This is a genomic window from Streptomyces sp. NPDC000134, assembly GCF_042899225.1.
In the GTDB taxonomy this organism is placed as follows: domain Bacteria; phylum Actinomycetota; class Actinomycetes; order Streptomycetales; family Streptomycetaceae; genus Streptomyces.
This window is the reverse complement of sequence record NZ_JBIAZN010000020.1, coordinates 51,450-74,955: the sequence shown is the minus strand read 5'-3', so window position 1 is coordinate 74,955 and position 23,506 is coordinate 51,450. Positions and strand designations below refer to the sequence as shown.

Below are 23,506 nucleotides of genomic sequence, written 5' to 3'. Positions count from 1 at the left end.
TTGGTGGTGCGGGCGGCAGAGTGCCATGGCCTCGTCGTAGGAGTGCCGCCCCTTGGTCGCGCCGCGTGCGATGGACAGTGCCGTCGTGCCCGCAGGGCACGCCCTTGGGCCCGGCGTCCGGACGGGACGGGAGGGCCGCCCGCGGCCCGGACGTTCCGGCCGACTGCGAGCCGGGCCGGGCTGAGCCGTCCCGAAGGGACGCCCTTCGTACGGGACCCGGTGGTCGGTGCCGGCCGCCGACGTGGGCGGCCCCGCCGGGGCGGTGGGCGCTGCGTGGGGTGGGCGGCTCGATGCCGTCCACCCCACGGCCCGGCGGCCGGAGTCCGGCCAGGCGACGGCTCCCGCCCGGCCGGGGCCTGCTACGCGGCGACCGGTTCGCGGGCGGAGACGCGGCACCGGGTGAGCACGGTCTGTGCGGTCTCGCCGTAGATGCTGTGGTCCTTGACCGTGCCGGTCAGCTCGACCTCGTCGCCCTGGTCGGGGACGTCGGCGGCGGAGCTGAACCAGACGAACACGTTGCCGTCGCCGTCCTGGAACTTCACCAGACGGCGGCGCTGGGTGTGGTAGCCGTACGTCCGGCCCTCCAGCTCGATCACGGTGGTGACGGTGGCGGCGGTGGTGATCCGCTCGCCCACGGCGCCCTGCGGCCGGGAGTTCTGGGCGGCCCGCTCGGTGGCTTCCTTCTCCTGGTCGCGGTACCACCCCGCGATGGCGGACACGAGCGTCGGCAGGTGGCGCGGGTCGACGGTCTCACCCTTCGCCAACTGGCCCACCTTGTGGCGGTAGTCGGAGAGGCTGCCGTATCCCTGGACGGCCCATGCCCGGACGGCGGCGGCGGTGGTCGGCGCGTCGGGGTCGGCGTCGATGGCGGCCCGCCAGTCCATCGGGGCCTTGCGGTCGAAGAAGTAGGCTTCGACGCCGTCGGCGGTCGGCATCGTGTTCTTCCACTGCTCGGACCGGCTGTAGAACCTGCCCTCCGCCTTCACGATGGCGGCGGTCACTCGCAGGACCTCGATCACCGGAACGCGGAGATCGGCCGGGATGCCGCCCTCTTCGCCGTCCCAATCGGAGTCCTTCAGCGTGCCGAACCGCCACAGGGCCTCAAGTCCCTTGATCGGCAGACCGGTGTACGGCTCCACGCACGTGGTGCCCAACTGCCGCGTCTCGCCGTTCTCATGGCGGGCGAGATAGGTGGCGGTACGGTGGCGGGCGACGGCGCACCCGTGGCAGAAGTTCTCGATGGCGCGGTACTGGCGCGCGGCCTCGGCGTCCTGCTCGGGCAGGCCGGGGAACAGGCTGGTGATCGTCTCACCCTCTTCGTCGTGGTCCAGGCGGGCGATGACGGTCCAGCCGTGGTGACGGGGGATGTCACCGGAGATCGTCACGGTGACGGTGGGGCGCTTGCCGATCAGGCGGCCGTCAATGTCGTGGTAGTCGTCAAGGAACGGCTCGGAGATGTCGAGCGCGTACGCGCTGAGGTGGTGGACGGCGGCGCGGGCGTTGGTGGCCTCGACAAGCTGCCGGACGCGGGACTGGGCGGTCGCGGGGATGGAAAACCGCATGGCTGCGCTGGTCATCGTGGGTGCTCCTGCTGGTGAGAGAGGAATCGCGGGCCCGGCCGCGCGGGTTGCCCGCCGCGTACGGCCGGTCTCGGGCCGGCTGACGGCCCGTCGTGTCGGAGGGGGGTTGCCCTCCCCCTCCGACATCATTAATTAAACCATGTTTTAGAGTATGGGGCAAGCATCCCGGCCGGGGATGTCGAGTGCGGCGCGGTCCCGTAGGAACGCGGCGAACAGGGCGGCGGTGTAGCTGTCGGTGGTGCCGTACGTACGGCGGCAGTCCAGCGCGCCGATGCGCTCGCCACGGTGGCGGACGGGGAACGGCTGGCCGGGGGCCGGGATGGCGAGCGCGTACAGTCCGCGCGGGGTGTCCACGCGCAGGACGACGGCGGCGGCCTGATGGTCGTAGGCGGCCGACCAGCGGGCGGGGCCGATGCCGAACTCCGCGAGTCCGGACGCGATGGCGCGGGCCTGCATGATGTCGGCGGTGGTGCCGGGGTCGGGGTCGGCCGGGGCGGGGACGCATCCGCAACCGTGATCGTCGGCGTGGGTCTCGGACAGAGCTGTACGGGTCACTGTGGGGCTCCTGGGATGGCCGGGGCGGGAGGGTTCCCGCCCCCGGCGTCGGGCGGCTGCGGTGGTTAGGCGGCGGCTTCGTCGTCGCTGGCCGGGTCGTCGGCCTCCTCGGCCTCCGACTCGCCCGCCTCCTCGTCGGTGCCGGGCTCCTGCTCGGCCTCCGGCTCACTGCCCGACGTGATCGCGCGGGGCTTCTTCTTCGACGGGTCGTAGGGCTCCTCGTCCACGACCGACTGCTCAATGGGCGTGAGCGGGTATCCGAGGGACGCGAGCACCTGAAACCAGCGGCCCGTGGGCTTCCGGGTCCACGGGGCGTGCTGGCCGTCCGTCCTCCACGCGGACCGGTTCGCGCACTTCTCCCTTCTCTGGGGGCTGGCCCTGTGTGGTGGGACGTTGTACCGGAGGGCTACGTTGATCTTCTGAAGATCGTTCTCTGGGGGTGCGGCTCTGTGGCGAACTGTTGCATCAACCGTCGGATCATGGAGTTGCATTGCGTGCCTTTCCTGTCAGATTGCCCTCTGGCGTGCGGTATTGGACGGTCGTCGATGACGGCTACGAGGTCGTGTTCATCGCTGATCAGTGGCTGAGGTTCTTGCGGTTCGGCCGAAGCCGGTCCGAGTTGACGACGAAGGCGTACGCGGGCGGCATAGCGCTGTACCTGCGGTGGTGCCGCTCAACCGGGCGCGAATGGTCTGTCGCTGCACGGGACTTGGGCCTGTTCATGGTCTGGCTGAAGTACACGCCGTCCTCGCTGGATGGTGATCCGGCGCCGGTGGTGCTGGGGCCGGGCGCCGACCCGGCTCGCAAAGAGCGGAGGGTCAACGGCGTCCTGACGGCGGTGCGTGGGCTGCTGTCGTACGCGGTGTCGGTCGGTGAGGCGCCAAGGGCGGTGATCGGGCAGATCTACGAGCTGGCGGACAGCCGGGACCTGCCGGTGGAGGCCCAGGGCGAGGACTCCGGCCTGACCTACCGGCTGCGGGCTGTCCACCGGAGCCAGGAGCCGCAGGCCGAGGTGGATCGGGCCACCGACGAAGAGCTGGTGGCGATGTTCCTGGGGTGCCGCAACGCCCGTGACCGGCTGATCGTGCTGCTGCTCGGCAGGGTCGGGCTGCGCCGCGGCCAGGCGGCCGGTCTACACCGCAGTGACTGTCACCTGCTTCCCGACTCGCGGGCCCTGGGCTGCGACTACAGCGGTGCCCACCTCCACGTCCGGCGGCGGGACAACAGCAACCGGGCCTGGTCGAAGTCGAAGCAGGCATGGACACAGCCGTTGGACTTCTTGGTGGTCCAGGCTTTCGACCAGTACGTCGATGAGCGCCACGAAGTACTCGGGGCGGGCGGCAGCGATTTCCTGCTGGTGAACCTGTTCCGCGAGCCGCTGGGGGCGCCGATGCCGCCGGACGCGCTGGGCGAGTTGTTCGAGCGGCTGAGCCAGCGGGCCGGGCTGTCGCGGAGGGTCGGCCCCCACATGGCCCGCCGGGCTTTCGGCAGCAACGTCGCGGACGCCGGCGGATCGGCGGACGAGGTACAGGCCCTGCTCGGCCAGACACACCCGGAGTCGCCCAGGCCCTACCTGATCCCCGACCGGGCCCGATTGCGCGAGGCGATCGAGCGTGTCCCTTCCCCGCGGTCCCTGCACGGGACGGTGGAGAAGTGATCGGGGCACCTCTGCCGTTGGCCCATGAGTTGCAGGACCTGCGGACCCAGGTCATCATCGACGCCCTGGACGCAGAGTTCCTGAGCCTGGTGAGCTGGGACTGGGAGTCGCGTGTCGTGCGCTACCCCAAGGTCCACCCGGTGCTGGGCATGCCGGACTGCGAGATCCCCGGTTGCACGAAGGGCACCCCGCTCGGCGAACCGGTCTGTGTCGGCTGCATCGGCCGCTGGCGGCGGTCCGGCCTGTCCTTTGAGGACTTCGCCGCGGTCCCGAGGGAGAGTTCCTATCACCGCTCCGATGGGCAGGTCCTCTGTCGTGTCCCGGGCTGCCAGCGGCCGCCCCGGCTGGTCACTCATGGTCTTTGCACCACTCACCAGGCACGCTGGCACAGCTCGTCCGAGCTGACCGTGGAGGACTTCCTGCGGAACTCCCCACAGGAGGGGCTGCCCGGGTTCGGACCCTGTCAGGTCGCCGCCTGCTACCGGCTGCGCGGCTCGGAACGGACCTGCTACTGCGAGGTCCACCGAGGCCGCCTCAACCGCGAACGGCGGTTGGGGACCTTCGACGGAGACGAGGAACGGTGGCGCCTGACGTCGTCGTCGGTGCCGGTCAACCGCGAAGTCAGCCTGCGCGGGCTGCCTGATCGGCTGGTCGCGGAGCTCCTCTACTGCCTTCAGGTCCGCACCGCCAGGGAGGCGAAGACCAAGGATCACCGGATGCGGCACATCAGCGATCAGCTGCGTCTGCTCCAGGTCCCGAGCTTGGAGACGCTGGGAGAGGACGACCTGATCCGCGCAGGGATGGTCGATGACCTGCGGATGATCATCCGTGGTGCACAGACTGCGCTGCGCAGGCTGGGGGCGACTGCGGAGACCGAGCGGCTCAAGGACATCTGGGACCTGTTCGTCTTCGGCCGCCAGGGCACCCTCACGTTCAGCCGGATCCACCAGCGGCCTCTGCGGGAGGCGGTCAAGGTCTGGGCCTATGACGAACTTCCTCGGCGTCGCGGCCGGCATGTCGCCAGTTCCATGCAGAACATGATCCGAGGCATGGAGCAGCTCTCGGACAGCCTGCGGCTGCAGCGAGACGACGAGGGGCATGAGCTTCGGCTTCTGAGCCGCACGGACATGGTCAGCTTCTGCAACCGCGTCGCGTTCCTCGCCGAGACCGGCGCCTTCGGGGCTCACCACCGGGTCAACGTGATCCGCTACGTCCGCAGAATCGTGAACCGGATTCGTGTCCTGGGCCTCACGGGCCCCGGCCAGATGCTGGAAGGCCTGCCGGCGGACTTCTCCCTGTCCATGGAGGACATCCCCGACGAGCCCGAGGACACCGAGGCTGGACGGGACCTGCCGGACGAGGTGATGCGGGAACTCTGCGACAACTTCGATCTGCTGGAGAAGATGAGCAACCGGGAATACCGCGTCGCGGCCGAGCTGCTTGTCGACACCGGCCGGCGGCCGGACGAGATCAGCACGCTGGCGCTGGAGTGCCTGGGCAAGGACCCGGACGGAACCCTGGTCCTGATCTACGACAACTCCAAGAACTACCGGCTGGGCCGTCGTCTGCCGATCGCGAAGGCGACCGCCGCCGTGATCACCGAACAGCAGGAGCGGGTACGTGAACGCTTCCCCGACACTCCGGCCGACAAGCTCAAGCTGCTGCCGAGCCCGCTGGCCAACCCCGCAGGAACGAAGCCGATCGGTTCGATCGGCGACGCCCACCGGGCCTGGGTCAACGCTCTGCCCGACATCATGATTCCGGTCGTCGTCGAGGTCGACGGGCAGCTGGTGACGAAGCTGCTGCCGTTCGACAAGTCCAAGATCTTTCCCTACGCCTACCGGCACTCCTTCGCTCAGCGGCACGCGGACGCCAACGTCGACCCGGACGTGCTCATGGATTTGATGGACCATCGTGAACTCTCCACAACTCAGGGCTATTACCGGGTCAGCCAGGAACGACGACGTGAGGCCGTCGACCGGGTCACCGCGTTGCAGTTCGACCGCCGCGGCACCCGCGTCTGGCGCAAAGCACAAGGACTTCTGGACTCCGAGCACGTGCGGCGGGCCATCGGCGAAGTCGCCACGGCCTACGGCATCTGCCTGGAACCCCACAACGTCGCGGCCGGCGGCCAGAGCTGCCCACTGCGCTTCCGCTGCATCGGCTGCGACCACTTCCGCACCGACATCTCCTACCTGCCTGACTTGGAGCGATACCTCTCTGACCTCCTCCGCAGCCGAGAACGGCTGATGTCGGCCTTCGAGGCCGACGACTGGGCCCGCAGCGAGGCGATGCCCTCCGAGGAGGAGATCAGCCGGGTCCGCCGTCTGATCAACCGGGTCAAGGCCGACCTGGACGACCTCTCGGACGAAGAACGTGCCCAGATCGAAGAAGCCGTCGCCGTGGTCCGCCGCGGCCGCTCAGTGATGCTGGGCATGCCCCGCGTCGGCCAGCCACTCCCCGACGTCAGGCCCTGGAGGCTTCCGTGATCCCAGCCATGCGCGACGGCCGCCAGGCCGACACCGAGCGGCGGCGCCAGCGCGTCGCCACCGCGGTGAAGAACGCCGCGAGGAACGGCACGCCCATCAGCGTCTCGGCCATCGCCCGGCAAGCTGGAGTTGATCGCAGCTTCCTCTATCGTCACCGCGACCTACTGGAGATCGTGCATGCAGCCGAGCTCGAGCCTGCGGCTCAGGACCCGGCCGGCACTTCGCCGGTGAGTCGGGCCTCGCTCCAGGCCGATCTCGCGAACGCCCAGGCTCGCAACACTCGTCTGGCCTCCCGCGTTCAGCAGTTGGAGAAGCGGCTCTCGCAGGCGCTGGGTGCTCAGGCATGGCAGGAGTCGGGGCTGGGAGCTCCTGCGGACATCGACGAGCTCCAGCGGAAGATCACGAGGCTGGAGCAGCACAACGTCGAACTGACCTCCGCGTTGGAGGAAACCCGATCCGATCTCGATGCCGCGAGGGAGGCCAACCGGGACCTGACCAGAGCACTGAACCAACGCGGCTGAGTCAGATCCAGCGCCCTTTGTGTCTCAGAGGGCGCTATCAGATGTGGAAGCTCAGTGGTGAGGCCGGATGCCTGGTGCGCTTGTCCATCCGGCTGGCACCCGTTCACAAGGGGCGCATCCCGGATGGCTGGTGACCCTTGTTGTTCCTAGCCTCAGGCCATGATCTTTCGTCGTGTGTGGTTATCAGCTGCGGTGCTCGCGCTGGCCGTGTCGTCTCTGCCGTCCGTCGCGGCTTCGGCCGCGCCACGCCTCTCCGGCACGGCTTGGTCCGTGCAGCGGGACGCCGACGCTCTGCGGGATACCGGGGTCACCGGAGTAGCGGTCCGTCTGGAGACCCCGCGCGGGGCAACCACGGCCCGCTCCGGGGTGGGCGACCTGGTCACCGATCGGCCGGTCTCGAACGACGGCTACTTGCGCCTCGGCAGCACCACCAAAACGTTCGTCGCCACCGTCGTGCTGCAACTGGTGGGCGAGAAGCGGATCTCCCTTGACCAGACGGTCGAGCAACTGCTGCCCGGGGTCGTGTCCGGAACCGGAAACGACGGCCGGACCATCACCGTCCGTGACCTGCTGCAGCACACCAGCGGCCTGTCTGACTACATCTACGACGTCTTCCCCGACCCCAGCGCCCAGACCTACTTCGCCAACCGGTGGCGTTCCTACCAGCCCGAAGAGCTGGTCGCGCTGGCCATGCGCCACAAGCCGGACTTCCCAGCCGGCACCCGCTGGGCGTACTCCAACACGAACTACGTACTCGCCGGCATGATCATCGAGAAGGTCACCGGCCGCACGTGGGAACAGCAGGTCCACAACCGCATCCTGCGTCCCCTCAGCCTGCAGCACACCGACACCCCAGGCGCGAAGCCTTTCCTCCCGCATCCGCACACGGCCAACTATCAGCAGTTCGCCATGGATGGCCCGATGGTCGACACCACGATCCCCTACCGTCCCTTCGACAGCGGGGCCGACGGCTCGATGACCGGCACGGCCCGCGACCTCAACCGCTTCTTCACCGCCCTGGCCAACGGACGGCTGCTGAAGCCCGCCGAACTCGCTGCCATGCGCACCACAGTCCCGGTGCCGCAGGACAGCGGCCATCCGGCAGGCACCCGCGACGGCCTGGGCTTGTTCTTCACCTCTCTGTCCTGCGGCGGCGGTTACCTCGGGCACGGAGGAAGCGGCTTCGGGTATGTCATCCGGGCAGCCACAACCACGGACGGCCGACGCACAATTACCGTCTCCGCACACAGCCGCTCCGCGGACCCACAGATCGCAGCCCGTCAGGAGGACGCACTGCGCAACCTCATCGACCACGCTCTGTGCCGCACCACCTGACCATGCACTCGGCACTGCGGTCAGGCCGTTCGTGCCCCACGCGTAACTGCGGCGCACTCTTCGGGAGCTCCGACCGCAACGCCAATCACAAGTAGCGCCACAGGTGTTGCACACGATACTGTCCTCTGCACCGGCACTGAGCTGCACAAAGTGGTCTCCACTCGCCTCGCGCCACGCGGTCACCCCCAGAGAAGACGGCGTACAGCGGCGATGGCGGCGAACTGGAGCTGTGGGGCCCTGCGGGGGTCCTTGGCGACGTGCCCGGCGAAGCTCCCCCGGTCCTTCGCCTGCTCGGTGCTCAGCCCCAGGAAGGCGGCCAGAATCTCGGTCGTCGGCTCCTTGGTCAGATCGTCAAGCCCCCAGCTGGCGTTCAACAAAGCGTTGTTCACGTGTGCGATCAGTGTGTTGGTAGTGGCCTTCGGGAGGTTGCGCCGCTTGATCAGGTCGGTGATCCACTTCCGACGCAGGGCCTCGGCCGCGTCCCAGTCGATGTTCCCCTTCTTGACGGCGGCGCGGGCGGCGCGCTCGGCCTCCACCTCGGCGGCGGTCTTCGTGCCGCCGCTGCCGCTACCGCTGCCCTCGGGAACGGTGTGCCCGTACAGGCCGGGGGCGGAGCAGTAGGGCTCGTACCGGTCTGCCTGCCGCTCGTCGAACACCCACACAAGCCCCTTGCAGCCGGCGTGCTCCTCGGTGCTGATGCCGCGCAGTCGCCACACGGGCATGGCGCGCTCGGACAGCTCCTCGGCGTCCCTGATCTTCTGCCCGGCCGCCTCCAGCTCGGCACGGTGAGCCTCGGCCGTGGCCCGCTTGTCGCGCTTGGTCCGCTCGATCGCAATGGCCCAGTCGACATCTCCGGCATCGGCGGTGTCTTCGGCGGCGGCCTCCGTGATCGCGGCGAGCGCTTCGGCGTCGTCGGCGAACTCCGAGAGCGCGGCCAGGTGCTCGAAAGTCCACTCGTAGCTGCCCGCGCTACTGACAGCGGCGCTCAGCTTCTCGTCGGACCTGACCTTGACCAGCGTCTTCACGTCCTTCTGCCGAACACCTGCGGCCTTGGCGATGCGGCCGACCTGGGCGCCCGCCTCGGCGGCGCTGAACATGGCCTGGTTCATCTCGGAAGGGCTGAGGCCCTTACGGTGCTGAGCGGTCGTGATCATGTCGAGGAACTGCCCGGCCGCGTCGCGGTCGTCGTCGTCCCACTCGTACGGCAGGTGGGTAAGGCCCGCGTCCTTTGCCGCGTGGTAGCGGCGGTTTCCGTCGTTGACCTGGAGAACTCCGCCGTCGAGTCGCTGGATCTTGACAGGGATGCGGCACCCCTCGGTGCGGAGCGATTCCACGAACGGCGCGTTGAGGTCCAGGTCTTCGCGGGCGTTCTTCGGGTGCGGGGTGAGCGCGTCGATCCGGATCACGGGGCGCGGGGTGACCGGAACGGTCTCCAGCCCTGCGGCGACGGCGGCGGCCAGACGCTGGAACCCGTCGATGACCTGGGGCACGTCGCCGTGGGTGCGCACGACGTACAGCGGCTCCACGACGCCGTTGTTCTTCACGTCGGCCAGCAGATCGGCCGGGGCCTCGATGTCGCGGACGTTGCCGGGGTGCGCGGCGAGTGCGGCGACGGTGAGGGTCGGCCACGGGGCAGGGGTGGTCTGGACGCCGGCCAGAGTCCTGGTGTTCGTCATCGGTCCTTCTTCTTCCTGGTGAGAGTTCGTCGGGCCGTTCGGCCCGGTGAGGTGTCGGTCGGGGGGTTGCCCTCCCCCTTCCGACACCACTAATTAAACCATGTTATTGAGGGTGAGGCAACCAGGGATGCTGTGATCGCCATCACTCGGGTGCGATGCTGCGGCGGCGCGGATCATCGCGGCGGCCTCGGCGGTGGTCCGCTCGGGTTCGTCCCCCCAGCACCACAGGAGAGTGCGCCGGTAGGCGTCTTCCGTGAGCTTGAGCTTTCGCCACCGGACGCCGGACACGGGGCGGCCGTTGGCGTGGTTGCTGAGCACCACAAGGGAGTCGAACAGGGCGCCTTGGAAGATGTCCCACGGTTCACCGCGTACGGACCAGCGGGGCCGGACGGAGCGCACGCCGCGTTCCCATGCGTGCAGCACGGTGCACGGGGCGGTGTCAGCCATCCGGCCGGGCTGCCAGAGATGGTCACCCTGGTAGAGCCCCACCCGTTCGATGTGATCGGCGGCGGCGGTGAGGATGCGGGCGGGGGTGGCGTGCGGCTTCCGGGACGGCATCGCGTCCTCCTGACGGTGGTCGGTGGCGGTCAACTGGCGGCGTGCTGAGCGGTCTTGGCGGTGATGGTGCACTCGACGCAGTGACACGGGGTCTGCCACTGCCAGCCGGACATGGAGATGATCGAGTAGGCAAGGGCGGCGGCTTCGCTGATCCGGCCGGTACCGGGCTCCTTCGGCGTCGCGGCGGCCCACGCGTAGGGGAAGCTGTAGGTCTGGAAGTAGTGGCGACCGTTCTCGTCGGTCTTGTGGAATCGGGCCCATTCCATGTACATGCTTGACTCCTCGTCGCTTCGAGCGGGGGGCCGGGGCGGCGGGCTGCCGCCCCGGCTGAGATGGGCGGGTCAGGCTCCAATCGCTCCGGCGGTCTGGGCACCGATGCGGCGGCTGCCTCCGATGTCGGCGCGGTTGCCTGCGGCGGCTCCGTCGCCGTACCCGCTGCCGCTGTACGAGCCGCGCGTGTGCCGGACATGCGGGTGCTCCTCGCGGTAGAGGGCATCCACCATCGCGCCACGGTCGGCCAGCACGAGTTCACCGCTACGGCCGGTGGCCGACGTCTCCCCGCTGGCGGCGGCGCGGGCGGCCTGCTCGATCGCCTCAAGCCGTTCTATGACGCGCTCGATGAACCCGAGGGTCCACGAGTTGCGCCACGCTCGCGCACTGCGGACGCCGTACGGGACAACCTGCGCGCTGAGCCCGCCGAGCATCTGGATCAGAAGGGAGGCGTACAGGACTTCGGCGCGCTGAATGTCGGACTCATGGCCGACGATGTGAACGCGGCGCACCTTGCCCCGCACACCCATGTGCACGGCCTTGCACCCAACGCTCTGAGCGATGAACCAGATCAGCCGGACACGGGACATGGCCCACGGGTTGGGGAGGTCGACGTACTTCGCGGTGACCGCGTCCCGCGACGGCTGCCCGTCGCTCAGCATGGCCTCTTCGACGCCGTACTTCGCCATCATCTCGAACGCCCGCTTCCGAGCCAACTCCGCCATCGCCTCCGGCGCACGGGGGTCCTCCGCCGTGGCGAGCAGAGCGCGGATGGTGTCGAGCTTTCCGGGGGCCTTTGCGGTGCTCACGTTCGTTCTCCTGGCGAGAGAGGTTGTCGGCGGCCGGTCGGCCTACCGGTGCCGGTCGAGGGTTGCCCTCCCCTCCCGACATCCCTAATTAAACCATGTTCTAGGGGTTGGGTCAAGCCTCATACGTGCCCTGACCTGCCCTTTTCGCTCGATCCGCGACCCGCACGCGCTCGGCCGGGCCCGGCCACAACGGGCCTGGGCGGGGTTCCCTCCTCGGTCGGACAGCTCCGCCGTATCAGGGTTCCGGGCGCGGTGTCCTGGCTCGCGTAGCGACCGCGCAGCGGCTCGGCCTGGACGCCGCGCCCGGGTTCCTGATACGCCCCCTGGGTGTCCGACCGGGGAGGGAACCCCGCCTCCACCACCCGCACCACAACGCTCCCGCACCCAACCAATCCGCCCCCACCCCCTCCGAGGAGGACCCGCCGGAGGCAGCCTTTCGCCCTGGCCGGCACCCAACGAACTCGTGGTTCGAGATGTCCGCGGACCTGTGCCTACGGTGCGCGCGACAAGCTGCAATTTCGAACAGAACTGGGAGCACGGGTGAGCACCACTTCGGCAGGACCGGTGACCGCGGCGGAGCTGCGGCGGCGGGTTCGCGCTGCTGAAACGTTGAAGGCGAAAACGCGGGAGATGGCCGCTGCGAACGCGTTGACCGCGCGTGAGGCCGCGGTGAAGGCGGCCAGGGTGAAGGAGGAGGCCGACGTCGCCGCACGGGAAGCTGCTGCTGTAGTTCTGCGGCTTTTCGACAACGACGCCGAGTTGGTCTCGGAGCTTCTTGGTGTGCCGGCGGAGGAGCTGGAACGCGAAGCGAAGCCTGTTACCGCCGCTCGGGCGAAGGAGGTCATCGAATCGCTGCGGGCCCGCGCCGAGCGCCCCCGTCCCACCCGGGCCCGTAAGCCTCGCGCGAATGCGGCGGATGCGGCTTCCTCGACCTCGGGCACTCCTGCCCCGGTCGTAACAGCGGACGGTAGCCGGGCTGATGCCGCCTGAGAACGACCTCGGGCCCGGACTCTTCCCGCTCGCGGCGGTGAACGAGTCCGGGCCCGTTCACGCTGATGAGCAACTTGCTCTCATCGGTGAGCCAACACTCGTGCGGATTCCGGCTGTCGAGTGGTCGGTTTGGTTGGCCAACGAGTCCATTCAAGCCCGGTACTGGGCAAAGGTCTACAGAACGTCGTCAATCGAGGACTGCTGGTTCTTCTTCGGCGGGATCTCCAGCACCGGCCATGCCAGCTTCAGGGCCGCCTCGCGGCCGGGCAGGACACGACGCGGCACGGTGCCGGGCCACCTCTACGGGTACCAGCTCGCGCACGGGGTCATCCCGCGGCTCGGTTGGGGTACCGACAGCCCGACCGTCTGCCACACCTGCGACAACCACTCCTGCCAGCAGCCGACGCACCTGCGACTGGGGACAGCGGCGGAGAACCGGGCCGAATGGCTGGCCCGCCGCAGAGACCCGGGTAGTCCTCTCGCAGACCTTCGCGGCCCCGCTGAACGATCCCGCGCGATCGGCGCCGCGATCCGCGCCGGTTTGGCGGCCGGCGAGTCCGAGGTGGAGGTCGCTGCGCGTGTCGAAGCGGTGATCGCGGAAGGGCGCCCGCTGAGCCTCTGGTGATCGGCGACACTGCTGGTACAACCGCCGGGGCGGTGTCGCACCCGTGCGTTACGGTCAGCTGGACGGTGTTGAACGTGCCAGAGGAGTCCCCCGTGCCCGAAGCCCATCCCGACCACGTCGGCCTCCCGGCGCTCTACGGGGCCGAGGTCGCGGCCTTCCGCGGGCAGTGGGAGTTGCGCGTCATCGCGCCGGGGCCCGAAGTCGTGGTCGGGCCGGTCGATCTCGGCCCTGCGGACACCCTCGTCGTGCCTCAGCCGGAGGACCCGGGCCGCTACATGATCGACCTCGAAGGCAAGGAAGTACCGGTGCTGCCCCGCGAGGCCGCGGTGAAGCAGTTGGAGAAGCACGGCTACGTGGTTGCGGAGGAGGCCCGCGGCGACAGCAAGAGGGATAGCGGCTGGACTCAGGTCGCCACCGCACTGTGGACCGCTCCGTGCCACCCGGCCGCTTGCGCTTGACAGACACCCAGCGGGTCGGCTGAGCCAGGCTCGCTGCCTCCACCACCGGTTACAGACAGTGCCGGGGGTGGGGATCGATCGGTCCCCACCCCCGGCCTTGTTGTGTGAGCCGCCGTCTGCGGCTCGACGCGCCCTACTCCTCAGCGGCGACAGTGGTTGCGCTGTCCTCCAAGTGCTGACGGATGGTGGCGTACTTCTCGGGCCCCCACTCGGGCGAGGCGGCCAGTTCGGCCTCCACCCAAGCGTCGATACTGGTGGTCAGTTCCTCATCGTACGTGTCCATGCGGCTACCCCCTGACAACACCCCAGGTCAGGACTACCTGGTTGTGTAAGTTCATTGGCACCAGTGGCAACTGCTGTAGCCGACGCTGAGCAGCACGGGCACGTCCCGCCGCCGCGCCTCGGCGAACGCCTCCCCGGACCAGGGCCACCAGTCGACGGGGTTCTCGGCGTGCTGGAGCAGGTAGGGGGACGTCTCGTGGGCCAGTCGGTTCGCCATGCTCTCCATCCTGCCCCAGTACCCGTGCCGCGCCGGACGGCACACCGCCGGGCCTCTCCCCAGAGCGTTCACGCGGCGCCAGACTTGACGCGCGGCCGGCCGGGGAAGGACCCGGAGGCGGGCCGTCAGTCACCGGGGACGGGCCAGACCGCCGGAGGGGGACGGGACATGCGGGACAGTCATCGCACGGAGGCCGAGCGACTGCTGGTGCGGGCCGTGGAGGAGGAGGTGCGGCGCTCGGGCGGCCGCACGGACGGCCGGGTGCTGCTGACCCGGGCGCGGGCCGCGCTCGACGCGATGGCCGCCGCGGCCGCCGAGGAGTACGCGGCGTACACCCGCGCCCTGGACGAGACCTCGGCCGGACAGCTCACCTTCCGCCAGCGCTACGCCCAGGAGGGCGGCAGCACCCCGCTGCTGGTGGCCGCCGTCGCGGCGCTCGCCGCGGTCGTCGCCGACCTGGCGCTCGGCACCGGCGCGGGCACCGCGATCGGCGCGGGCGTGGCCGTCGGGACGGCCGGCGCGGCGGCGACCGTGGTGAAGGTGGCCGGCTCGCACCTGCCCGCCGCCCACCACCGGGCCGGCGCGGCGAGCCAGCCCGGCGGCCCCGAGCAACTGCGCCTGCAATGGCTGACCGCCCTGGAGGTACGGGGCATCCGGCCCTTCCTCGACCAGCAGCGGGTGCTCGCCGCCTCCGCCCGGCCCAAGAAGTCCGGGCCCAAGCTGCGCGGCGCCGACAAGAGCGCGGCGGCCCGCGGCCGGTCGGTCCTCGAACAGTCCTTCGGGCAACTGCCGGACCCGGCGGAGCCGTTCGCCGGGCGGCGGCAGGAGCTGGCCAAGCTGCGGCAGTGGGTGCAGGCGGCCCGCGCGAGCACGGAGACCAGGCCGACCGTGGTGGTGCTGCACGGGGCGCCCGGCAGCGGCCGTACGGCGCTGGCGGTGCGCGCCGCCCACGACCTGCGGGACCACTTCCGCGGCGCCTGCGTCGTCGACCTGCGCGGCGCCAGCGGCGAGGAGCCTCCGCTGTCCACCCGGGACGCGCTGCTGTACCTGCTGAACCGGCTGGGCGCGCCCCGCGAGCAACTGCTGCACCGCGAGCGGTCCTCGGCGGACCAGCAGGTCAGGCGGCTCAGCGAGCTGTACCACCAGCATCTGACGGGCGTGCCGGTCACGGTGGTCCTGGACGACGCCTCGGACGTGGCGCAGGTGCGCGCGCTGGTGCCCGAGCGCTCCGACAGCCTGGTCCTGGTCACCGCGCGCCGGCCCCTGGAGCTGCCCGCCGACCTGCCCGCGCGGGTGCACCAACTGGCGGTGGAGCCGCTCGACGGGCCGGGCGCCGAGGAACTGCTGACGGCCGCCGCCCAGGACACCTCCGGCCCGTACGACGCCGAATCGGCCGATCAGGTACGGCAGTTGTGCGGGGGGCTGCCGCTGGCGCTGCGCATCGCCGGTTCCTCGCTGGGTCCGCGCACACCGCGCACCCTGGCCGCCGACCTCGCGGCGTACGGCCCGCTCGGCCCGGTCGAGCGGGCGCTGTGGCTGCGCTACACCGACCAGCCGGAGACCGCCCGGGGGCTGCTGCGCCGCCTGGCGCTGGCCGGCCGCACCTCGCTGGGCGCCGCCGCCGCTGCCGCGCTGCTCGCCACGGACGAGGCGGAGGCCACCCGGCACCTGGTGGCGCTCTCCCGGGCCGGCCTGCTCGACCACGTCCGCGGCAGCCGCTACAGGCTGCACGACACGGTCCGCGCCTTCGCGCGGGCCCGCCTGCTGGACGAGGAGGAGGCCGCCGAGCGGGCCGCGGCGCAGGAACGGCTCATCGCCAACTACGCGGAGCTGGCCGACTCCGTGCTGCGCCTGGTCGACGGCAACATGTCGACCCGCTCCGACCGGTTCGGGCCGCACGGCTTCACCTCGCTGGACGAGGCGCTGCGCTGGCTCGACGACGAGTCCGGCTCCATCACGGCCGCCCTCCGGCACGCCGAGGGCGTCGAGCGGGGCGCGGTGCTGAACCTGCTGGGCGCGCTCTGCGACTACTGCCTGCTGCGCGGCGACCTCTACCGGCTCGGCGAGATCAACGAGCTGGCGCAGGAGGTCGACGAGGGCCTGCTGGTCCGCTCGGTGCAGTGGCGCACCGGCATCGCGGCCCGGCAGCTCGGCGAACTGGACCAGGCCCGCACCACGCTGACCTCGGTCGTCGACCTCTATCTGGAGGCCCACCACGACGCGGGCGCGGCGCGGGCGCTGACCTCGCTCGGCATCACCCTGCACCACCAGGGCAACCTCGGCGAGGCCGCCGCCCGGCTCCGCGAGGCCCTCGACCTGCAGGCCGGCCCCGACCTGGCCACGGACCGGGCCTGGACGCTGCACGCGCTGGCCGGGGTGGAGCGCGACCGCGCCCGGCTCGCGCAGGCCCTGGAGCTGCTGGAGGAGTCGCTCGTCCTGCACCGCGCGGGCGAGTCCGTGCACGGCCAGGCGTGGGCCCACTTCCAGCTCGGCCAGCTCCGCCTGCGCATGGGCGACGTGCCCCGCGCCGAGGCCGAGCTGCGCACCGCCCTCGACCTGTACGGCCGTACCCAGGACGGCCGCGGCGAGGCGTGGGCGCTGACCCAGTTGGCCCGCGCCAAGCTGGTCGCCGGGGACGCCTCGTCGGCGGTGGAGGAACTGCGCGGGGCGGTCGCCCGGCACCGGGACAACGAGGACGCACGCGGTGAGGCGTGGACGGTGTACTACCTCGGCCAGGCCCTGGAGGAGACCGGCGACCTGGACCGCTCGGTGCGCGAACTGGAACGCTCGCGGACGATGTTCTCCCGGATGCGGGACGTGTACGGGCTGGCCTGTGCCCGGCACCACTCGGCGCGCGTGACCCGCGACCAGCGCGCCGCGCAGACGGGTTCGCTGCGCAACTCCGGGTTCGCCCGGCAGCTCCTGGTCGACGCCCGCGCCGACTTCCACCGCATCGGCGTCGCCCACGGCGAGGCGTGGACCTGCCTGGAGCTGGCGGTGGTGGACGCGGGCAACGCCCGTACCGCGCAGGCACTGGCCCTGTGCGACGAGGCCGTCACCCTCTTCGCCTCCTACGGCGACCGGCGCGGCGAGGACTGGGCCCGCTTCCTGCGCTGCACCCTGCTGCCGTACGCCGCTCCCGGCGGCGTCGAGATCGGCACGGCGGTGGCCCAGGAGGAACTGACCCAGCTCGCCCGCGCCGGCCATCCGGTGCGCGACGGGAAACTGGGCGACTGCGTCGAGGCGTACCGGCTCCTCCTGGAGCGCGGCGTCCAACTGGAGTCCGGCTGGCAGGCGTGGCACCTCGGCATGACCCCCAGCCGCCACGCCCGCGAGGTGATGGGGGTGGAGGTGGGGGCGAGGCAGGGCTGAGCGAAGCGCGGCGGCGCGTGCCGCGCCGCCGCCGCGAGCATCGGCCTGGACGGGAGAACGGGGGACCGGTCGGGGCCGGCTAGTCGCCGCGTGCGGACTTGCCGGCGGCAGAGCCCGAGTCGGCGCCGGTGACGGCGTCGGTCCCGGGTTCGTCGGCCTCCTTGAAGTCGACCTTCGACATGTGCCGGTTCATCGACTTCATCAGGCCCCACACGGCCACGGCCAACACCGCGAAGACGATGAAGCCGAGGACGCCGGGGGTGACCTTGTCCTCGTCGACCTCGGCGAGGGTGACGAGGTGCGTCATTGCCAGGCTTGCGCTTGCGCTCATGTCAGGCATTGTCCCGGATGCCCGCGAAGAGGTCGTCCTCGGGGAGGGAGGTGTCCACGAGGGACTTCGCCAGCTCGTACTCCTCGGTGGGCCAGACCTCCTTCTGGAGGTCCATCGGCACCCGGAACCAGCCGCCGTCGGGGTCGATCTGCGTGGCGTGCGCGATCAGCGCCTTGTCGCGGATCTCGAAGAAGTCGGCGCACGGGACGTGCGTGGTGAGCGTGCGCTCGGTGCGCTCGAACTCGTCCCAGCGCTTGAGCCAGTCCCCGTACGGCGACTCCAGGCCGCGGTCGAGCATCGCCTTGTGCAGCGCCTCGGTGCGGGGCCGGTTGAAGCCCTGGTTGTAGTACAGCTTCAGCGGCTGGTACGCCGGGCCGTACTCGTCCTCCGGGAACTTCCCGGTGTCCGCCGCGCCCTCGAACGCCACCATCGTGATCTTGTGGGTCATGATGTGGTCGGGGTGCGGGTAACCGCCGTTCTCGTCGTAGGTGGTGATCACCTGCGGGCGGAAGGAGCGGATCTTCTTCACCAGCTCACCGGCCGCCTCCTCGACGTCCTCCAGGGCGAAGCAGCCCTCGGGCAGCGGCGGCAGCGGGTCGCCCTCGGGCAGGCCGGAGTCGACGAAGCCGAGCCACTCCTGCTTGACGCCGAGGATCTCGCGGGCCTCGTCCATCTCCTTCTTGCGCACCTCGTGGATGTGCTCCTCGATGTAGGCGTCGCCCTGGAGCTTGGGGTTGAGGATGGAGCCGCGCTCCCCGCCCGTGCAGGTCACCACGAGCACGTCCACCCCCTCGGACACGTACTTCGCCATGGTGGCCGCGCCCTTGCTCGACTCGTCGTCGGGGTGGGCGTGGACGGCCATCAGTCGCAACTGGTCAGTCAAGACTCAATCCTCGAATAAGTCGGCGCCCCGGTGTCTGGCGGAGCGTTCGGCGGCTTCTATAGTGACCGAATCGGGGGGCGAAAAATTCCGGAGCCCTCCCTCGGGGCCCCTTTTCGGGACGTTCGTCCCGTCTCCTGCCGAGAGGACGATCATGAGTACGGCGAGCACGCGCCCCCCCGAGAGCCGCTACGGCCGCTCCTCGGACGAACGGGCCGACCGCACGCTCAAGATCGTCGGTGCCGTCCTCGGTGTCGCCCTGCTCGCGCTGATCGGCTGGTTCGGCTACCACTACGTCGGCCAGAACAAGATCAGCGGCGAGGTGATCAGCTTCGACGCCGGCCAGGAGTCGGTCGAGGTGCACCTGGAGGTCCGCAAGGACGCCGGTGTCAGCGGCTACTGCACCCTGCGCTCCCAGGCCGAGGACGGCAGCGAGGTCGGCCGCGCCGACTTCCGCTTCTCCGGCGACGACACCCGGATCGACAGGGCCGTCACGCTCCGTACCAAGGCGCCGGGCACCACGGCCGAGCTGCTCGGCTGCCACGCCGACTGACGCCGCCGCCGATCGACCGCCGCTCATCTGCGCGGATGCGATTTCGGTGGCTTATGTCCTCCCCCTTCGGCCGCGTAATTGTTAGGCTCGTGGTTTCGCCCTTCCGTGAAGGAACATGCTTCTGGGTAGGGCGATGCTTTGTATTCCCAGTACCGACGAGGAGCACCTGTGACCCAGACCAGCGAGAACGTCACCTGGCTGACCCAGGAGGCGTACAACAAGCTCAAGGAGGAGCTTGACTACCTTACTGGTCCTGCGCGCACGGAGATCTCTGCCAAGATCGCCGCGGCGCGCGAGGAGGGGGACCTGCGGGAGAACGGCGGGTACCACGCGGCCAAGGAGGAGCAGGGCAAGCAGGAGCTCCGTGTGCGCCAGCTCACCCAGCTCCTGGAGACCGCCAAGGTGGGCGAGCCCCCGGCCGCGGACGGTGCCGTGGCCCCCGGCATGGTCGTCACGATCGCCTTCGACGGTGACGAGGACGACACGCTGACCTTCCTGCTCGCCTCCCGCGAGTACGCCAGCTCCGACATCGAGACCTACTCGCCGCAGTCCCCGCTGGGGACCGGCGTCATCGGTCACAAGGTCGGTGAGGACGCCCAGTACGAGCTGCCGAACGGCAAGAAGGCCTCGGTGAAGATCCTCAAGGCCGAGCCCTACAACGGCTGACGGGTCCGGAGCCGGCCGGTCCGACCGGCCGGCCGCCTCCGACCCCCGACCGAGCCCCCGGCGCCCCGTGCCGCCGGGGGCTTCGTCATGCGGCCGCCGAACGGTACTCGCGGACGGCGAGCGTCCTGAATACCAGCAGGATCAGGACCGGCCGGATCAGCGAGGCCCATACGGGGTGCTGCGTGGTGAGGGTGCCGGCGCGCAACTGGTACCGGTCGACGCGTGCGAGCCGAGCCCGGCCTGCCTCCCGGACCGCTTTTCTCTTGATCTGTCTGGTGTGCGCCCCCGGCGTGCGGGCGCACTATGGCGCGGCGACGTGCTTCCGTACGCCCGGTCCCACGCGCATAGCGGACTGCGTCCTCGACGGCATGGTGATCGAAGCCGGCACGGTTCCGTGTCGGAGGGTTCACCTGGAGGTCACGCATGCACAGACGGGAAGCGGCGGGCAGACGTGGAGCGGCGGTCCTGGTGGCGTTGCTGCTGGCGGGGGCTGTGAGCGGACAGCCCGCCGGAGCGCAGACCGCGGCCCCGCGGCCGAAGGACGATCCCTCGGTGATCCGGGAGTGGGTGCAGAAGGTGTCCGCGACCGTTGATCCGGAGGACGAGCTGACCGCTCCGGAGGAGGCGGTGTGGCATGCGTATGTGACCGTGGCCATGTACAACGCGGTGGTGGGCATCGAGGGCCGTTACGCCCCCTACCGGTGGCGGGCGCGTGCTCCGCACGGGGCGTCGGCTCAGGCGGCGGCCGCGACGGCCGCGTACCAGGTACTGCTGACCGGGTTCCCGAAGGCCGGGCCCGCTCTGGAGAAGGCGTGGAAGGCGTCGCTGGCGAACGTCCCCGACGGTCCCGCCGAACGGTCGGGAGTGGCGTTCGGGAAGCGGGCGGCGAAGCACATCATGACGCTGCGCGCGAACGACGGACGAGATGCCTCCGTGCCGTTCACACCCCGGCCGGCGCCCGGGGTGTGGCGGCCGACGCCGCCCGATCACGAAAGCTTCACGACGGCGTGGATCGGCCGGCTGCGCCCGTTCCTCATGGATACACCCAGCCGGTTCCGCCCCGGACCGCCGCCAGGACTGACCTCGGCGCGGTACGCACGCGACCTGGCGGAGGTCAAAGCGTACGGCGCGAGGACCGGTTCGCGCCGCAGCGCCCGGCAGACGGAGACGGCGGTGTTCGTGGCACGGGTGGAGATCCAGCAGGCGCTGGGCGACCACGCCGCACGGCACTCTTTCGACATCACCGACACGGCCCGTCTGTACGCCGCCACGAACACCGTCATGACGGACGCGCTGATCGCCGCCTGGGACGCCAAGCTCCACTACGCCAGATGGCGGCCCATCACCGCCATCCGCGAGGCGGACACCGACGGCAATCCGGCGACCAGAGCGGACCCGACGTGGGAGCCCTTGCTGCCCACGCCCGCACACCCCGACTACCTCAGTGGGCACGCCACGTGGTCGGGAGCGCTGATGCGGACCCTGGAAGGGCTGTTCGGCACCTCCCGGGTCGACCTCAACATCTCGTCCGTCGGCACCGCCGCCACGCGGCACTACGAGTACGCCGAGGACTACAACCGCGACGTCATCGACGCCCGCGTATGGGCCGGAATCCACACGAGGACCGCGGACGTCGTCGGCAACGCCGTGGGAGAACGGGTGGCGGCGTGGTCACTGAGACGGTACTTCCTGCACGCGTGAGCGAGCCTCGCCCCACCAGGACCGTTCTCGGTCTCGAACTGTCATATGGAGCTGCGCACTTCGCTGTACGGCCCGGAGCTGAATCAGGGGCAGCTCCGGGCCATACGCAAACGAACAGCAGGCCGGCGTCTACCGGTCGACCGCTCGGTACTTGCGCACCGCAAGCGTCCGGAAAACGACGATGATCACGACGGACCAGATCAGCGAGGCCCAAGCGGGATGCTGCATGGGCCAAGCGTCGGACTGTATGACGCCCGGGTTTCCGAACAGCTCGCGCGCCGCCTGCACGGTCGCGCTGAACGGATTCCACTCGGCGATGTGCCGCAGCCAGGGAGTCATCTGACTGGAGTCGACGAACGCGTTCGAGATGAACGTCACCGGGAACAGCCAGATGATGCCGCCCGAAGTGGCCGCCTCGGGCGTACGCACAGACAGGCCGATCAGAGCACCGATCCAGGTGAAGGCGTACCCGAGCAGGAGCAGCAGGCCGAAGGCGCCGAGGATTCTTGCTGCGTTGGTCGGCTCAGCCGACCCGGTGCGCCAGCCCACGATCAACGCCACGATCGCGAGGACGAGCATCGTGATGCACGTCTGCACGAGGTCCGCCACGGTCCGGCCGGTCAGTACGGCACCGCGTGCCATCGGCAGGGACCTGAAGCGGTCGACGAGGCCCTTCTGCATGTCGTCCGCGATGCCGGCGGCCGATCCGGCGGTGGCGAAGGTGACGGTCTGCGCGAAGATGCCCGCCATCAGGAAGTTTTTGTAGACGTCCGGGTCGGTGTTCCCGCCGACGCTCATCGAGCCACCGAAAACGTACGTGAAGAGGACGACGAACATAACAGGCTGGATGACCCCGAAAAGGAGCATCTCAGGAATCCTGGTCATCCGTATCAGGTTCCTGCGGGCGATGACCAGGGAGTCGGTGGTGGCGCTCACTTCGTCGTCTCCTTCCCGGCGTCGCCGGTCTTGCCGGTTTCTCCGGCGGTGGGCTCGGTGCCGGGTTCCGTCGCGGTCCCCGTCCCGGTCCCGGTCTCCGTCTCGGCCAGGTGGCCGGTGAGGGAGATGAAGACGTCGTCGAGGGTGGGGCGGCGCAGGCCGATGTCGTCGATCTCGATGCCCCGGCCGTCCAGTTCGCGGATGACCTCGGCGAGCAGCTTGGCGCCGCCGGTCACGGGGACGGTGAGCTTGCGCATGTGCCCCTCGACCGTGGTCTCGCCCTTGCCGAAGCCGCGCAGCACCTCGGCGGCGGTGGCCAGGTGCTCGCGTTCGTGCACCACGACCTCGACGCGCTCGCCGCCGGTGCGGGCCTTGAGCTGGTCGGAGGTGCCCCGGGCGATGAGCCGGCCGTGGTCGACGACCGCTATGTCGTGCGCGAGGTGGTCGGCCTCCTCCAGATACTGCGTGGTGAGCAGGAGGGTGGTGCCGCCGGAGACCAGGTCCTTGATGACCTCCCACAACTGCTGGCGGTTGCGCGGGTCGAGGCCGGTGGTCGGCTCGTCCATGAACATCACGGGCGGCGAGACGACGAGCGCCGCGGCCAGGTCCAGCCGGCGGCGCATGCCCCCGGAGTACGTCTTGGCGGGGCGGTCGGCGGCGTCGGCGAGATGGAACTGCTCCAGCAGCTCGGCCGCCCGCCGCTTGGCCGCCTTGGCCCGCATCTGGTAGAGCCGGCCGACCATCTGGAGGTTCTCCCGGCCGGTCAGGTATTCGTCGACCGCCGCGAACTGGCCGGACAGGCCGATGGAGCGGCGGACGGCGTCCGGCTCCTTGAGCACGTCCAGGCCCGCGACGACCGCCTTGCCGCGGTCGGGGCGCAGCAGGGTGGTCAGACAGCGGACGGCGGTGGTCTTTCCCGCGCCGTTCGGCCCGAGCAGACCGAGGACGGTGCCCTCGGGGACATCGAGGTCGACGCCGTCCAGAGCCCTTACGTCGCCGAAGGTCTTCACCAGACCTTCGGCGTAGATGGCGCCTGGCATATGAG

At 70.2% G+C, this 23,506-nt stretch carries 23 protein-coding genes and 2 pseudogenes; 11 read left to right on the top strand and 14 right to left on the bottom strand.

Annotation, left to right across the window (positions count from 1 at the left end):
* Positions 1–359: 359 nt before the first annotated feature.
* From ACFY32_RS26800 to ACFY32_RS26790, 3 genes are all read right to left on the bottom strand, one after another.
* Positions 360–1,577, bottom strand: a complete 1,218-nt coding sequence (locus ACFY32_RS26800) for a hypothetical protein (RefSeq protein ID WP_390675461.1) — start codon at positions 1,575–1,577, stop codon at positions 360–362.
* 147 nt (positions 1,578–1,724) lie between these two features.
* Positions 1,725–2,135, bottom strand: coding sequence for a hypothetical protein (locus ACFY32_RS26795; protein ID WP_390675460.1), 411 nt, complete (start codon positions 2,133–2,135; stop codon positions 1,725–1,727).
* Positions 2,136–2,200: 65 nt separating this feature from the next.
* The gene (locus tag ACFY32_RS26790; protein ID WP_390675459.1) at positions 2,201–2,362 is read right to left on the bottom strand and encodes a hypothetical protein; all 162 of its coding nucleotides are present in this window, start codon (positions 2,360–2,362) and stop codon (positions 2,201–2,203) included.
* A gap of 284 nt (positions 2,363–2,646) precedes the next feature.
* On the opposite strand from ACFY32_RS26790, the gene ACFY32_RS26785 reads away from it, so the two are divergent.
* The 4 genes from ACFY32_RS26785 (at position 2,647) to ACFY32_RS26770 (ending at position 8,137) form a co-directional block, all read left to right on the top strand.
* Complete coding sequence (locus ACFY32_RS26785) at positions 2,647–3,792, top strand: tyrosine-type recombinase/integrase (RefSeq protein ID WP_390675458.1); 1,146 nt, start codon at positions 2,647–2,649, stop codon at positions 3,790–3,792.
* A complete protein-coding gene (locus ACFY32_RS26780; protein ID WP_390675457.1) occupies positions 3,789–6,281 on the top strand; it encodes a hypothetical protein in 2,493 nt (830 codons plus the stop codon). The genes ACFY32_RS26785 and ACFY32_RS26780 overlap by 4 nt, the downstream gene beginning before the upstream one ends.
* A complete protein-coding gene (locus ACFY32_RS26775) occupies positions 6,278–6,802 on the top strand; it encodes a DUF6262 family protein (RefSeq protein WP_390675456.1) in 525 nt (174 codons plus the stop codon). The genes ACFY32_RS26780 and ACFY32_RS26775 overlap by 4 nt, the downstream gene beginning before the upstream one ends.
* A 159-nt stretch (positions 6,803–6,961) precedes the next feature.
* Positions 6,962–8,137 (top strand): serine hydrolase domain-containing protein, encoded by a 1,176-nt coding sequence (locus ACFY32_RS26770; protein WP_390675455.1) that lies wholly within the window; start codon positions 6,962–6,964, stop codon positions 8,135–8,137.
* A 179-nt stretch (positions 8,138–8,316) separates the two neighbouring features.
* Here the strand turns inward: ACFY32_RS26770 and ACFY32_RS26765 are convergent, their stop codons facing one another.
* The 4 genes from ACFY32_RS26765 to ACFY32_RS26750 all read right to left on the bottom strand — a co-directional run bounded on the left by ACFY32_RS26765 (position 8,317) and on the right by ACFY32_RS26750 (position 11,450).
* Positions 8,317–9,813, bottom strand: coding sequence for a ParB N-terminal domain-containing protein (locus ACFY32_RS26765; protein ID WP_390675454.1), 1,497 nt, complete (start codon positions 9,811–9,813; stop codon positions 8,317–8,319).
* Positions 9,814–9,906: 93 nt separating this feature from the next.
* The gene (locus ACFY32_RS26760) at positions 9,907–10,404 is read right to left on the bottom strand and encodes a DUF6197 family protein (RefSeq protein ID WP_390675453.1); all 498 of its coding nucleotides are present in this window, start codon (positions 10,402–10,404) and stop codon (positions 9,907–9,909) included.
* Positions 10,401–10,643: a hypothetical protein gene (locus ACFY32_RS26755; protein WP_390675452.1), complete on the bottom strand. Its 243-nt coding sequence runs from the start codon at positions 10,641–10,643 to the stop codon at positions 10,401–10,403. Before ACFY32_RS26755 ends, ACFY32_RS26760 begins: the two co-directional genes overlap by 4 nt.
* Before the next feature lie 69 nt (positions 10,644–10,712).
* On the bottom strand, positions 10,713–11,450 hold the full coding sequence (locus ACFY32_RS26750) for a DUF2786 domain-containing protein (RefSeq protein ID WP_390675451.1): 738 nt from the start codon (positions 11,448–11,450) through the stop codon (positions 10,713–10,715).
* 540 nt (positions 11,451–11,990) lie between these two features.
* Here ACFY32_RS26750 and ACFY32_RS26745 point away from each other — a divergent pair.
* From ACFY32_RS26745 to ACFY32_RS26735, 3 genes are all read left to right on the top strand, one after another.
* Positions 11,991–12,440, top strand: coding sequence for a hypothetical protein (locus ACFY32_RS26745; RefSeq protein WP_390675450.1), 450 nt, complete (start codon positions 11,991–11,993; stop codon positions 12,438–12,440).
* Complete coding sequence (locus tag ACFY32_RS26740) at positions 12,430–13,065, top strand: hypothetical protein (protein WP_390675449.1); 636 nt, start codon at positions 12,430–12,432, stop codon at positions 13,063–13,065. Before ACFY32_RS26745 ends, ACFY32_RS26740 begins: the two co-directional genes overlap by 11 nt.
* A gap of 92 nt (positions 13,066–13,157) precedes the next feature.
* Positions 13,158–13,523, top strand: coding sequence for a hypothetical protein (locus ACFY32_RS26735; protein WP_390675448.1), 366 nt, complete (start codon positions 13,158–13,160; stop codon positions 13,521–13,523).
* 133 nt (positions 13,524–13,656) lie between these two features.
* Here ACFY32_RS26735 and ACFY32_RS26730 read toward each other — a convergent pair whose 3' ends face one another.
* A complete protein-coding gene (locus ACFY32_RS26730; protein ID WP_390675447.1) occupies positions 13,657–13,806 on the bottom strand; it encodes a hypothetical protein in 150 nt (49 codons plus the stop codon).
* A gap of 57 nt (positions 13,807–13,863) precedes the next feature.
* A pseudogene (locus ACFY32_RS26725) lies at positions 13,864–14,022 on the bottom strand (DUF255 domain-containing protein); the annotation flags it as partial.
* A 168-nt stretch (positions 14,023–14,190) separates the two neighbouring features.
* Between ACFY32_RS26725 and ACFY32_RS26720 the strand changes: the two are divergent.
* Positions 14,191–17,394 carry a tetratricopeptide repeat protein gene (locus ACFY32_RS26720; protein ID WP_390675446.1) on the top strand — a complete coding sequence of 1,068 codons (3,204 nt, stop codon included), beginning with the start codon at positions 14,191–14,193 and terminating at the stop codon, positions 17,392–17,394.
* A gap of 79 nt (positions 17,395–17,473) precedes the next feature.
* On the opposite strand, the gene ACFY32_RS26715 is transcribed toward ACFY32_RS26720, so the two are convergent.
* Entirely contained in the window at positions 17,474–17,734 is a 261-nt protein-coding gene (locus tag ACFY32_RS26715; RefSeq protein WP_359199936.1) for a hypothetical protein, read from the bottom strand.
* Positions 17,727–18,608: a mycothiol conjugate amidase Mca gene (gene mca / locus ACFY32_RS26710; RefSeq protein WP_359199934.1), complete on the bottom strand. Its 882-nt coding sequence runs from the start codon at positions 18,606–18,608 to the stop codon at positions 17,727–17,729. Before mca ends, ACFY32_RS26715 begins: the two co-directional genes overlap by 8 nt.
* A 151-nt stretch (positions 18,609–18,759) precedes the next feature.
* Here mca and ACFY32_RS26705 point away from each other — a divergent pair, with 151 nt between their 5' ends.
* Together ACFY32_RS26705 and greA are read left to right on the top strand one after the other, a co-directional pair.
* Positions 18,760–19,158, top strand: a complete 399-nt coding sequence (locus tag ACFY32_RS26705; RefSeq protein ID WP_390675445.1) for a DUF4307 domain-containing protein — start codon at positions 18,760–18,762, stop codon at positions 19,156–19,158.
* Positions 19,159–19,326: 168 nt separating this feature from the next.
* The gene (gene greA, locus ACFY32_RS26700; protein WP_359199929.1) at positions 19,327–19,824 is read left to right on the top strand and encodes a transcription elongation factor GreA; all 498 of its coding nucleotides are present in this window, start codon (positions 19,327–19,329) and stop codon (positions 19,822–19,824) included.
* An 85-nt stretch (positions 19,825–19,909) separates the two neighbouring features.
* Here the strand turns inward: greA and ACFY32_RS26695 are convergent.
* A pseudogene (locus ACFY32_RS26695) lies at positions 19,910–20,005 on the bottom strand (ABC transporter permease); the annotation flags it as partial.
* Positions 20,006–20,247: 242 nt separating this feature from the next.
* On the opposite strand from ACFY32_RS26695, the gene ACFY32_RS26690 reads away from it, so the two are divergent.
* Positions 20,248–21,525 carry a vanadium-dependent haloperoxidase gene (locus ACFY32_RS26690; RefSeq protein ID WP_390675444.1) on the top strand — a complete coding sequence of 426 codons (1,278 nt, stop codon included), beginning with the start codon at positions 20,248–20,250 and terminating at the stop codon, positions 21,523–21,525.
* Positions 21,526–21,654: 129 nt separating this feature from the next.
* Here ACFY32_RS26690 and ACFY32_RS26685 read toward each other — a convergent pair whose 3' ends face one another.
* Both ACFY32_RS26685 and ACFY32_RS26680 read right to left on the bottom strand, forming a co-directional pair.
* The gene (locus ACFY32_RS26685; protein WP_359199923.1) at positions 21,655–22,461 is read right to left on the bottom strand and encodes an ABC transporter permease; all 807 of its coding nucleotides are present in this window, start codon (positions 22,459–22,461) and stop codon (positions 21,655–21,657) included.
* Positions 22,458–23,501: an ATP-binding cassette domain-containing protein gene (locus ACFY32_RS26680; protein ID WP_390675443.1), complete on the bottom strand. Its 1,044-nt coding sequence runs from the start codon at positions 23,499–23,501 to the stop codon at positions 22,458–22,460. The genes ACFY32_RS26685 and ACFY32_RS26680 overlap by 4 nt, the downstream gene beginning before the upstream one ends.
* Positions 23,502–23,506: the final 5 nt, after the last annotated feature.

Bases quoted from the DNA above. Each gene is read 5' to 3' on its own strand.
- ACFY32_RS26800 (WP_390675461.1), bottom strand. From the start codon at position 1,577: ATGACCAGCGCAGCCATGCGGTTTTCCATCCCCGCGACCGCCCAGTCC.
- ACFY32_RS26770 (WP_390675455.1), top strand. From the start codon at position 6,962: ATGATCTTTCGTCGTGTGTGGTTATCAGCTGCGGTGCTCGCGCTGGCC.
- ACFY32_RS26765 (WP_390675454.1), bottom strand. From the start codon at position 9,813: ATGACGAACACCAGGACTCTGGCCGGCGTCCAGACCACCCCTGCCCCG.
- ACFY32_RS26755 (WP_390675452.1), bottom strand. From the start codon at position 10,643: ATGTACATGGAATGGGCCCGATTCCACAAGACCGACGAGAACGGTCGC.
- ACFY32_RS26740 (WP_390675449.1), top strand. From the start codon at position 12,430: ATGCCGCCTGAGAACGACCTCGGGCCCGGACTCTTCCCGCTCGCGGCG.
- ACFY32_RS26730 (WP_390675447.1), bottom strand. From the start codon at position 13,806: ATGGACACGTACGATGAGGAACTGACCACCAGTATCGACGCTTGGGTG.
- ACFY32_RS26720 (WP_390675446.1), top strand. From the start codon at position 14,191: ATGCGGGACAGTCATCGCACGGAGGCCGAGCGACTGCTGGTGCGGGCC.
- ACFY32_RS26715 (WP_359199936.1), bottom strand. From the start codon at position 17,734: ATGCCTGACATGAGCGCAAGCGCAAGCCTGGCAATGACGCACCTCGTC.
- ACFY32_RS26705 (WP_390675445.1), top strand. From the start codon at position 18,760: ATGAGTACGGCGAGCACGCGCCCCCCCGAGAGCCGCTACGGCCGCTCC.
- ACFY32_RS26690 (WP_390675444.1), top strand. From the start codon at position 20,248: ATGCACAGACGGGAAGCGGCGGGCAGACGTGGAGCGGCGGTCCTGGTG.
- ACFY32_RS26680 (WP_390675443.1), bottom strand. From the start codon at position 23,501: ATGCCAGGCGCCATCTACGCCGAAGGTCTGGTGAAGACCTTCGGCGAC.